Annotated in this window: 10 protein-coding genes and 2 pseudogenes; all 12 read right to left on the bottom strand. The window is 53.9% G+C overall.

Annotated features, from left to right (window positions below; genetic code table 11):
* Positions 1-115: pseudogene (locus tag ACEYDX_RS11950) on the bottom strand (IS5/IS1182 family transposase); the annotation flags it as partial.
* Between the two features lie 170 nt (positions 116-285).
* Complete coding sequence (gene ftsZ / locus ACEYDX_RS11945; protein WP_373742238.1) at positions 286-1,467, bottom strand: cell division protein FtsZ; 1,182 nt, start codon at positions 1,465-1,467, stop codon at positions 286-288.
* Between the two features lie 215 nt (positions 1,468-1,682).
* A complete protein-coding gene (gene ftsA, locus ACEYDX_RS11940; RefSeq protein WP_373742239.1) occupies positions 1,683-2,924 on the bottom strand; it encodes a cell division protein FtsA in 1,242 nt (413 codons plus the stop codon).
* A 29-nt stretch (positions 2,925-2,953) separates the two neighbouring features.
* Entirely contained in the window at positions 2,954-3,703 is a 750-nt protein-coding gene (locus tag ACEYDX_RS11935; RefSeq protein WP_373742237.1) for a cell division protein FtsQ/DivIB, read from the bottom strand.
* Positions 3,693-4,610, bottom strand: a complete 918-nt coding sequence (locus ACEYDX_RS11930; RefSeq protein ID WP_373742236.1) for a D-alanine--D-alanine ligase — start codon at positions 4,608-4,610, stop codon at positions 3,693-3,695. The genes ACEYDX_RS11935 and ACEYDX_RS11930 overlap by 11 nt, the downstream gene beginning before the upstream one ends.
* Before the next feature lie 111 nt (positions 4,611-4,721).
* Complete coding sequence (locus ACEYDX_RS11925) at positions 4,722-4,967, bottom strand: recombinase RecA (RefSeq protein WP_373742235.1); 246 nt, start codon at positions 4,965-4,967, stop codon at positions 4,722-4,724.
* A 355-nt stretch (positions 4,968-5,322) separates the two neighbouring features.
* A complete protein-coding gene (gene murC, locus ACEYDX_RS11920) occupies positions 5,323-6,723 on the bottom strand; it encodes a UDP-N-acetylmuramate--L-alanine ligase (protein WP_373742234.1) in 1,401 nt (466 codons plus the stop codon).
* Between the two features lie 410 nt (positions 6,724-7,133).
* Positions 7,134-8,201: an undecaprenyldiphospho-muramoylpentapeptide beta-N-acetylglucosaminyltransferase gene (gene murG / locus ACEYDX_RS11915; protein WP_373742233.1), complete on the bottom strand. Its 1,068-nt coding sequence runs from the start codon at positions 8,199-8,201 to the stop codon at positions 7,134-7,136.
* 50 nt (positions 8,202-8,251) lie between these two features.
* Positions 8,252-9,454: a putative lipid II flippase FtsW gene (ftsW, locus tag ACEYDX_RS11910; protein WP_373742232.1), complete on the bottom strand. Its 1,203-nt coding sequence runs from the start codon at positions 9,452-9,454 to the stop codon at positions 8,252-8,254.
* Positions 9,455-9,764: 310 nt separating this feature from the next.
* Positions 9,765-10,358, bottom strand: coding sequence for a murein L,D-transpeptidase family protein (locus ACEYDX_RS11905; RefSeq protein WP_373742231.1), 594 nt, complete (start codon positions 10,356-10,358; stop codon positions 9,765-9,767).
* Positions 10,359-10,360: 2 nt separating this feature from the next.
* On the bottom strand, positions 10,361-10,675 hold the full coding sequence (locus ACEYDX_RS11900; RefSeq protein ID WP_373742230.1) for a hypothetical protein: 315 nt from the start codon (positions 10,673-10,675) through the stop codon (positions 10,361-10,363).
* Positions 10,676-10,747: 72 nt separating this feature from the next.
* Positions 10,748-10,959, bottom strand: a pseudogene (gene murD, locus ACEYDX_RS11895) (UDP-N-acetylmuramoyl-L-alanine--D-glutamate ligase); the annotation flags it as partial.

Below are 10,959 nucleotides of genomic sequence, written 5' to 3'. Positions count from 1 at the left end.
TGAGAAGTTGTTCGATGGGCTGCCAATCGAGTAGCTGGTTAATTTTGAGCAACGGGTAGCTGTCGATATGTTTGCTCATCATGATTTGGGCTTGTTGGTGGAAAAAGCTGCTCATAAAAAAACTCCTCTGAATTCTTTAGGAGAATTTAGAGGAGTTTTGGTTTTTTTGCAAAGGTCTCAGGCCGTCTGAAACACGGAAGTTTGGATAAAAACTCGTTTCAGACGGCCTGACTGACAAGAAAAAACCGTAGGACTTACCTACGGTTTTTTAAATCTGCTTCAACCTTAATCAGGTTGACGGCGCAAGATAGCGGGAATTTCAAAATCATCTACAACCGATTGGTTGGAAAAATCCGATGCAGCCAAATTCATCCCGCGGGCATTACGGCCGGAACGTACCAAGCCGTCAATACCGCCTTGCTGTTGCTGATGCTGCGGAGCATAAGCCTCTTCACGAACTTGGGCATGACGGCCGCTGTTGCGGAAACTGGCCACACCGGTTTCTTTCAAACCGGTAGCAATGATGGTTACACGAATGGCATCTTCGCTCATCGCTTCGTCTTCTGCAGTACCGTATTTACATTCGGCATCAGGATGCGCATTTTCCTTAACCGCCTGCATGATTTGGCGGTATTCCGACATTTTCAGGCAGTCGGGAGCGGTAGTAATATTAACCAACACACCGCGCGCACCGTCCAAAGTAACATCATCCAGCAAGGGGCTGGAAATGGCCTGCTCCGTAGCAAGACGTGCACGGTCGATACCTTGAGCATAACCTGTACCCATCATGGCCATGCCTTTAATACCCATAACGTTTTTCACGTCGGCAAAGTCCAAGTTAATGAAACCGGGACGGGTAACGACTTCTGAAATACCGGCAACGGCATCACGCAACACACGGTCTGCCGCGCGGAATGCTTCGCGCACGGTTACATCCTCACCCAATGCGGTCATCAGTTTGTCATTAGGGATGATAATCAGGGAATCAACCTGACCTTTAAGCTGTTCCAAACCCTCCTGTGCAATGGCAACACGTTTGCCTTCGGTAGTGAACGGACGGGTAACCACCGCCACGGTCAAAATGCCCATTTCTTTGGCAATCTCGGCAACGATGGGGGCGGCACCGGTTCCGGTTCCACCACCCATACCGGTGGTAATGAACAGCATATTCGCACCGCGGATGGCGTCTTCGATGGCTTCGCGGTCTTCCTGTGCGGCGGCACGGCCGATTTCGGGATTTGCACCGGCTCCCAAACCGCGGGTCAGGTTGGTACCCAACTGGATGCGTTTGGAGGCATTATTTCTGCCCAATGCTTGCGCATCGGTATTTGCACTAATAAATTCAACACCTTGAATGGTGTTGGCAATCATGTTGTTGATGGCGTTACACCCGCCTCCGCCCAAACCGATTACTTTGATAACCGCAGGGCTTGCGGCAGACTCTACTACATCGTAAACCAATTCCATTTAAATTTTCCTCCGCGCCCTGCTTTGAGGACGGATTTGTAAATAACACGTTTTGATATTATATAAGAAGTAGCAAGCCGCTGGCAAAAATACTTTTTACATAATCAGGCAGACATGAAACCGATATGCGGAACATGTCTGCCTTCCCGTTTAAAGCCCGATTCTTCCGAAAATTATCCTAGAAAACTCTACTTTCGGTAAAAAACCTGCTTTTATCAGAAATTGTCTTTCAACCATTTCTGGAATCTTGCCCAAAGGCTGACCTTCCCGCCTTCATTGACAGATACGGCACCACTGACCGGTGCACCCTCAACCTCCCCGCGGGCCGCCTGAAGCAGGCCGATAGCGGTAGCATAACGCGGATTACGGATGCGTTCGGACACCCCGCCCATTTCAGACGGCACCCCGATACGGGCCGGCAGATTGAACACTTCTTCTGCCAATTCTACGATGCCGTTGAGCAGCGATGCACCGCCTGTCAACACGATACCTGATGTCAGCACTTCTTCGGGGAAACCGCTTCGGCGCAGCTCATTCAAAGTCAGCTCGAGAATTTCCTCTACCCTCGGGCCAATCACGCTGGCCAATACACGTCGTGAAATCTGGCGCGGTTGACGGTCACCCACACTCGGCACCTCCACCATCTCATCCAAGCCTTCCATTGAAGCGATGGCGGCACCGTGGTGGATTTTGATGTATTCGGCAGCACTGTGCGGGGTACGCAGAGCCTGCGCCAAATCCTTGGTAATCAAATCGCCGGCGACGGGAATTACGGCGGTATGGCGGATGGCACCGTTGGTATAAACCGCGATGTCGGTGGTACCGCCGCCGATGTCGATGACGCACACGCCCAAATCTTTTTCGTCTTCGGTCAAAACGGCCTGTCCGCTGGCCAAAGGCTGCAACATGATTTGATCCATGTGCAAACCGCATCTGTTTACACATTTTTGGATATTTTGCAAAGCGGTAATCGCGCCGGTAATGATGTGGACACGGGTATCGAGACGCACACCGCTCATACCGATGGGTTCTTTAACCCCTGGTTGGTTGTCAATAATATACTCTTGTACTACGGTATGCAGGATATTGTGGTCGGGCGGTATATTTACGGCTTTAGCGGTTTCGATGGCACGGTCGATGTCGGCTTGGGAAACTTCGCCGTCTTTGATTTTAACCACGCCCTGCGAATTCAGGCTGCGGATATGGTTACCCGCGATACCTGTGGTTACATGGCTGATTTTCATATCGGCCATCAACTCGGCTTCGTTGACGGCCTGCTTGATGGCTTGTGCCGTGGCATCGATGTTGGTCACCATGCCTGCTTTCAAACCGCGCGAAGGCGCTTGTCCCAAACCGATAATGTGGATTTCGTTGTCTTCCTGCACTTCGCCGATCAGCGCAATCACTTTTGATGTGCCAATGTCCAATGCGCTGATGTATTTACCTTGTACCATAATGTTCCATTCGTTAAATTCAAATCCGTTTTTCAATCTGTCGCTGCTGCGCCGGACGCTGCGTTTTCAGACGGCGTCGGCACTGCCTGCGTATAACGGACGGCAAAGCCGTCTTTATAGCGCATATCGACATACCCCAGACGGTTTTCATCTTTTTTCAGCATTTCCGGCCAAATATCGGCAAAACGCTGCAAACGTTTGATTTCGTTTTCCCTGCCGAGCCGCACGGTTACCCCGTTATCCAGCACTACCGACCACGCCGAACGCGGCGTATAAATCAGTTTTCTGATTTTCAGACGGCGCGGTTTGAGGATTTCCGAGAAATCGTGGTAGTGCTGAACCATATCCTTACCCGAACCCTGCTGACCGTCGAACACGGGCAGTTTGTCCTTAACCGATGCTTGGAATACATTGCCTTTAGTATCCAGCAGGCCGTCTGTATTTTCCCATACAGCCAAAGGCTTACGCTCGGTCAGAATGATTTCCACCGTATCGGGCAGACGGCGGCGCACCAGCGCCGACTCAATCCACGGCAGTTTTTGAAACGCTTCCCGCGCACCGTTGACATCGGCGCGGAAAATATTGCCGCGCATATATTGCTGCGCCAGAGTTTGCAGTTCTTTCGGACTTTGATGGACGAGTTTGCCTTGAATATCCACTTTTTTCACGGGGAAATAGTTGGAATTATACACCCAAGCCCCGCCCGCCCCCAACAGGAGCACAACCACCAAAAACAACAACCAGCGCGTAACGCGCCCCATTGCACCCGCATTATCCCACATGAGCAACGGCACTCTTCAAAATTTCAATACACAAATCCGTAAAATCCAAGCCTGTCTGCGCAGCGGATTTCGGAACCAAGCTGTGGCTTGTCATGCCGGGCAGCGTGTTGATTTCCAACAAATACAGCCGGCCGTCGGTATCTTTCAGGAAATCCACCCTGCAACAGCCTTCCGCACCGATGGCGGCCGCACCGCGCACCGCCAGTTCGCGCATCAGCGCTTCATCCGCCTCACTCAAATCCGAAGGGCACCGGTAAACCGTATCGTCGCGGTTGTACTTTGCCTCATAATCGTAAAATTCGGTGGCCGGAATAATGCGGATGCTCGGAAAACCGATATTGTTGATGACCGGACAGGAATATTCGCCGCCGCCGACAAAACGTTCGGCAATAATTTCTCCGTGCAGGTGCTTCAGCGATTCGTAAATCTCTTTCAGACGGCCTGCGTCCTTGACCTTGACCACGCCCACGCTGCTGCCCTCTGCGGCGGGTTTGACAAACATGGGCAAGCCTAATCTGCGCTCCACGGCATCGAAATCGCTGTCCGCCCGCAACACGGCAAACTCGGGAACGGGCAGACCCAAGGCCTGCCAAATCAGCTTGCAGCGGTATTTGTCCATGCCCACGGCGGATGCCAACACGCCGCTGCCGGTATAGGGGATGCCCATCAAATCCAAAGCCCCCTGCACCGCACCGTCTTCGCCGTATGTACCGTGCAGAAGATTGAAGGCCGTCTGAAAACCTTGTGTTTTCAATTCGCCCAGCGGTGTTTCTTTCGGATCGAATGCGTGTGCGTCGATGCCTTTGCTTTTCAAGGCCTCCAATACGGCGCGGCCGCTTTGCAGCGATACTTCCCGCTCGCTGGAAAAACCGCCCATTAAAACGGCAACTTTGCCAAAACTCTGCATGTTTTTCTTTCTTACTTATATTATTTTGTTTTCAGACGGCCTTAACGGTATCCGCTCAGGCCGTCTGAAAGTGTCGTGATTGTGTATCGGAACTGCCCGCGCAGGGAACGGCTAATTTCCACCCGATTGCGCTTTCGCCCACTCCACCGCCGCCGTTATTGCTGCTTTGGCCTGCGGACTGTTTTTCCAACAAGTCGACCCGGTCAGCGCCGCACCCTGTTCGAGAATATCGGCGGCATCGGCCGCCGCCAGTTTGGATACATCGTCCAAACCCATCTGCCGCAAACGTTCGATAACGGTTTTGCCGATACCCTTACAGGCAAGCAGCGATTGTTCCTGTTCCGCAGTAAACGGCATAACGGTTCCTTTTCACATATATAACGGCAAACCATAGCATCGGCATTTTCAGACGGCCCACCTTAATGAATGGATACGCCGTCTGAAACACATCTGGCCCAAAACTCCGGTTTACCAATCAAAACAGCCATTTAACCGCCCTACCCTATTCAGTCATCTTTTTCAGACGGCCTCAATGAGTATTTCAATGTATTTTATCCGAATATATTCCGAATCGGAGAACACAGCCTGCCGTGCCGCATTAAAGCATTCCGCCGTTTGAACATTCATCGCAATTCCGACCGAATTTTTCCATGACAGGTTCCGGCCTACGCGGGAAACGGCAACGATGCAGCCAACCGCGTTTCGGATACAGTTAATCAGTTCCGCTCAAGTCCACCAATGCTTGCGGCACCTTGTTGATGCTGCCCGCCCCCATGCTCAGCACAACATCGCCGTCCTGCAGGAAATTCAGCAGCATTTCGGGCAAATCGTTGACGTTTTCGCAATAAAGCGGCTCCACCTTGCCGTAGGCACGGATATTGCGGGCAAGCGCGCGGGAATCGGCAGCGGCAATCGGTTCTTCGCCTGCGGCGTAAACTTCGGTCAACACCAGTGCGTCAACGGTATTCAGCACGCGGGTAAAATCTTCGAACAAATCGCGCGTACGGGTATAGCGGTGCGGCTGGAAGGCCAAAACGAGACGGCTGTCCGGAAATGCCCCCCGCGCCGCTGCAAGCGTAGCGGCCATTTCAACGGGATGATGGCCGTAATCGTCGATGAGTTTGGCCGTACCGCCACCCGGCAGTTTGATGTCGCCGTAGCTTTGGAAACGGCGGCCCACTCCGGCAAAACCGAGCAAGCCCTGCTGAACGGCCTCTACGGAAGCACCGACTTCCAAAGCCACACCGATGGCGGCCAGCGCGTTCAATACATTGTGGCGACCGGGCATGTTCAACAACACTTCAAACGGTTCGATACCCTCTTGTGCAACATGCACGGTAAACTTCATCTGCGCACCGGCCGTCTGAACATCTGTGGCATAAATATCGGCGGAATCGTCCAAACCGTAAGTGGCGAAAGGCTTGCTGATTTTCGGCAGAATCGCGCGCACATGGTCGCTGTCGATACACAGAAACGCCTTGCCGTAAAACGGCATGCGGTGGATAAAGTCCACAAACGCCTGATGCAGCTTTTCGACGCTGTGGCCGTAGGTGTCCATATGGTCTTCGTCGATATTGGTAACGACGGACATGATCGGCGTGAGATGCAGAAACGATGCGTCCGATTCGTCGGCTTCGGCAACGATGTATTCACCTTTGCCCAAGCGCGCATTCGTACCTGCGGCAGTCAGTTTGCCGCCAATGACAAAAGTGGGGTCAAGCCCTGCCGCCGCCAGAATCGATGCGGTCAGGCTGGTGGTGGTGGTTTTGCCGTGCGTACCCGCAATGGCGATGCCGTCGCGGAAACGCATCAGTTCGGCCAGCATCAGCGCGCGCGGAATCACGGGAATCTTGCGCCGGTGTGCTTCCAGCACTTCGGGATTGTCCGCTTTAACGGCGGTGGACGTAACCACTACATCCGCATCGGCGACATGTTCGGCGGTATGGCCGGGGAACACCTGCACGCCCAACCCCGCCAGATGCCGCGTTACCGCGCTTTGCGCCTGATCGGAACCCGAAACTTTAAAACCCAAATTATGCAGAACTTCGGCAATGCCGCTCATGCCCGAGCCGCCGATGCCGACAAAGTGGATGTTGCTTACCCTGTTTTTCATGTTTCCGTGTTCCGAATCAGCCTGAAACGGCCTGAAATGACGTTAAAAAAGCATCATTTTAAAGGGCTGGGCAGATATACGCCATGATTTTATTGTAAAGGCATTTTAACAATTGAAAACGCCGTCTGAAAACGGGAAAACGGTTTTTCAGACGGCCTGATTCCGTATCGGAATGACGAAAGTCGAGGAAATCGGTCTGATCGAAATACGCCTTCAACTCAATATCCAAAAACAGCCTTATTTTGTTCACTTGGATTCCCGGCCATAAAACGGATCAACGATCGGCTCGGCTTACCCGTATAACCCCTTTTCAATACGCATCCACCCGTTTGATACAGATACTTCGCTCCGCAATACAACAGGCCGTCTGAAAAACTTTTCAGACGGCCTGTTTCACATCGGCAAGCAACTTATGCCGTTACCGCAACCGCTGCTTCGGCCACGTTGTCGGCGCTGTCGGGCATGGCCAGCGTGCGGGCGTTTTCCGCCCACTCGAGACAGCGTTTGCGGTCGAGACTGCCGAGAATTTCGGCCAGCTTCTCAGCGGTCAGCTGCGCTTGGGGCAACAGCAGCCCTGCTTCGGCATGCACCATAAAGCGGGCATTGGCGGTTTGGTGGTCGTCGACGGCATGGGGGTACGGCACGAGCAGCGCGCCGATACCGGCGGCGGTCAGCTCCGCAATGGTCAGCGCACCGGCACGGCAGACGACAAGATCGGCATCTCGGTAGGCGGAAACCATGTCGGTAATGAATTCGACGCATTGCGCTTCCACGCCGAGCGCGGCGTAATCGGATTCGAGCGTGCCGAGTTTGTTGCGGCCTGACTGATGGTACATCTGCGGGCGTTGCGCTTCGGGCAGCAATGCCAATGCCTGCGGCAGCAGTTTGTTGAGAATATCCGCACCGAGACTGCCGCCCATCACCAATACTTTCAGACGGCCTTCCCTTCCGGCAAAGCGTTCGGCAGGTGCGGGCAGATTGGCAATGTCGGCACGCACGGGATTGCCGACCAAACCGTTTTCATGTTCGAACACGCGCGGAAAAGCGTAAAGCACGCGCTTGGCCCAACGGGAAAGCTGTTTGTTCGCCAAGCCCGCCACGGCGTTTTGCTCGTGAATCACAATCGGCACGCCCGAAAGTTTCGCTGCCACGCCGCCGGGAAAGGTAACGAAACCGCCGAAACCGATCACGCAGTCGACACGGTGTTTTTTGATGATGCCCATGGCCGTCTGAACGGTTTTGAACAGGGTAAACGGCAGCATGAGCTTGCGCTTGATGCCGTTGCCGCGCACACCTTTGATGGCGAGTGTTTCGATGCGGATGCCGTATTCGGGCACGATGCGGGTTTCCATCGAATCTTCGCTGCCCAGCCAAATAACGTGGTGGCCGCGCTTTTTGAGCGCGTCGGCCACAGCCAGCGCGGGAAAGATGTGGCCGCCGGTGCCGCCGGCCATCAGCATGAAGGTTTTTGCAGTCATTTTTCCGTCCTTTGGAAACCTGTTTCAGATTTTATTGGCAAAACAGGCATTTATGCTTCCACTTTATAACCGCGCATTTTCAGGCGGTTTTCATAGTCCACGCGCAACAGCAGCGCGATGCACACCAGCATCACAATCACGGCCGAACCGCCGTAAGACATAAACGGCAGCGTCAGGCCTTTGGTCGGCAACAGGCCGATGTTGACGCCGATATTGAAAAAGCTCTGGATGCCGATCCACACGCCGATGCCCTTGGCCACAAACGCGCCGTAAAACAAATCCAAATCGCGCGCCTGTTTGCCAATGGAAAATGCACGCATGACCAGCCAGCCATAGCAGAACACCAGCAGACACATGCCCAAGAAACCGAATTCTTCGCCAATCACCGCAAAAATAAAGTCGGTATGCGCCTCGGGCAGATAAAAGCGTTTTTCCAAGCTTGCACCCAATCCCTGCCCGAACCATTCACCGCGCGCAATCGCCATCAGCGAGTGGGTAAGCTGGTAGCCCTTGCCCATCGGGTCGGCCCACGGGTCGAGAAACGCCGAAACGCGCGCCATACGGTAAGGCGCAACCATAATCAGCGCGGCCATGCCCGCCACCGCAGACACCACCATCAGCGCAAACCACTTCCACGGCAGCCCCGCCAGAAACAGCATCCCCATCGCAATGATGCTGACCACCACAAACGAACCGAAATCCGGCTCGAACATAATCAGCGCCAAACCCGCACCGACCACCACGCCCGGGAAAGCCATCTTTTTCAGCTGTTTCAACACTTCCGCACGGCGCGTGAAGAAGCTGGAAAGATACATCACCACCGCCAGCTTGAAGATTTCCGTCGGCTGGACATTGATTGCGCCGACATGAATCCAGCGCTTCGCACCGTTAATCTCGCGCCCCACCACCAAAACCGCCACCAGCAGCACGAAGCTCACCAGCAGAATCGTCGGTGTGGACTTCTTCCACACAATCATCGGTACTTTAAACGCCGCCAGCCCTGCCAACGCGCCCGCGGCAACAAACATCGCCTGACGGTTGAAATAAAACCACTGGCTGCCGCCGTCGTGCGACGCATAGGCAATCGATGCGGAATAAATCATCAACAGGCTGAACGCCGTCATCAGCGTAATCATCCAAATCAGCGAATGATCGGTTTTGTGGCCGCTGCGGATAATCTGCCTGTCAAGAAAAGTCGACTCCTTCAGCGCGGGCAGCGATACGGTTTTGCTCGGATATTTCTGTTTAGCCATGATTTTTCAGGTTCTGTTTTCAGGTATTTTGAAAGACGGATTGTCAAAGGCCGTCTGAACGGTTTTTCGGGATAGTGTTTGGCTTCGGCCAAAAGGTTTTCAGGCTGTCCAAACGGCCGGCAAAGGCCGTCTGAAATGACGCGCCGCAAAGTTTGCCTTACGCCGTCGGACAGTTTTCAGACGGCCTTTCAAGCTGCCTCAAGCCCATCGGCCGCCGGCCCACCTTGCTGCGTTTTCGGTTTCGTATTTTTCGGTTTCTTCCGGTTTCAGACGGCCTCGGCCTGCCGCCGAAACCGCGATTGTATCCTAATCACGGGCGTATATCGATTTCGGCGTTATACACCACGCTGCGGTACAGCTCGTCGACTTCGTTATCGGTAACGGCGATGCAGCCGTTTGTCCAGTCCCGCCGCAGGTGTTGGCGGCCGATTTTGCCTTTGCCGTTGGGCAGGCCGTGGATTTTAATCAGCCCGCCCGGGTCTTTGCCTTGCGATGCGGCGAACTTTTTATCGGCTTCGTTGGGATACGATACGCCGAGATTTTTATGGTAACCGCTGTGCGGATTGCGCTCGTTGATGCGGTAAACCCCTTCGGGCGTTTTGCCGTCTCCTTCAAACTGCTTGTGCCCGACAGGATTGAATCCCAACGACACGGGGTAGATTTTAACCAGCCTGCCGCCGCTGTATGCCCACATCTGCCGTTTGCCCTTATACACCACCAACCGGTCGATTTTGATTTCAGACGGTATCGGCCGGTCATTGGCCACCATCGGCTTGGCCGCCGCTTCTCCTTCAAGTATCTTCGGCGGCAGCGGCTTGGTCAGAAAATAAAATGCAGCGGCAGCACACAACAGTAACAATGCACAGGCAGACAAGAAGTATTTCAACAGGCGGCGTTTTTTCATGTTCAAAAGTCAGTTTGGTTTTCAAAAAGGTCCGGAACACTCAGCCCGCCCGAAGTACGGCATACCGCCACGCCGTCGCAACCCGCGCTGGCGGCAAACCGGTACACCGTACACGCCTGTTCCCGATAATGCCCGAGCCACGGATAGTCTTCCAACAACTCAGACGGCACGGCCGCTGCCGGATAACGGTAAATATCGAACAGAACATTCTGCGGACTGAAAAAATCAAACCAAAAATCAACCACTTCGGTCAGATGTAACGGCGGCTTGTCCGGCCGGTAAATTTCCAGCAACCGCTCCTGCGGATAATGGCGCAAACCGGTTAAGGCCTCATCATGAAAGCCGTGTGCAGCGGCTAACGCACCCGTTCTGTTTTTTTTCAGACGGCCTCACAACGCTTCAAACACCTCGACAAACACTTGTGCCCGATGCGCGTAGCCTTTGAACATATCGAAGCTGGCGCAGGCGGGGGAAAGCAGCACGATGTCGCCGCTTTGCGCGAGCCGGTAGGCCGTCTGAACAGCTTCGGGCAGGGTTTCGCAATCAATCATCTCCACGCCGCAGCCACCCAAATCACGGCGGATTTGCGGCGCGTCGACGC

This window comes from Neisseria sp. (genome assembly GCF_041804105.1).
Taxonomy (GTDB): domain Bacteria; phylum Pseudomonadota; class Gammaproteobacteria; order Burkholderiales; family Neisseriaceae; genus Neisseria.
This window is presented reverse-complemented; position numbering and strand designations above follow the sequence as displayed.

Coding starts and splice junctions, on each gene's coding strand:
- murC (WP_373742234.1), bottom strand. CDS start 6,723: ATGAAAAACAGGGTAAGCAACATCCACTTTGTCGGCATCGGCGGCTCG.
- ACEYDX_RS11925 (WP_373742235.1), bottom strand. CDS start 4,967: ATGCCGTTTACTGCGGAACAGGAACAATCGCTGCTTGCCTGTAAGGGT.
- ftsW (WP_373742232.1), bottom strand. CDS start 9,454: ATGGCTAAACAGAAATATCCGAGCAAAACCGTATCGCTGCCCGCGCTG.
- ACEYDX_RS11935 (WP_373742237.1), bottom strand. CDS start 3,703: ATGTGGGATAATGCGGGTGCAATGGGGCGCGTTACGCGCTGGTTGTTG.
- murG (WP_373742233.1), bottom strand. CDS start 8,201: ATGACTGCAAAAACCTTCATGCTGATGGCCGGCGGCACCGGCGGCCAC.
- ACEYDX_RS11930 (WP_373742236.1), bottom strand. CDS start 4,610: ATGCAGAGTTTTGGCAAAGTTGCCGTTTTAATGGGCGGTTTTTCCAGC.
- ACEYDX_RS11905 (WP_373742231.1), bottom strand. CDS start 10,358: ATGAAAAAACGCCGCCTGTTGAAATACTTCTTGTCTGCCTGTGCATTG.
- ftsZ (WP_373742238.1), bottom strand. CDS start 1,467: ATGGAATTGGTTTACGATGTAGTAGAGTCTGCCGCAAGCCCTGCGGTT.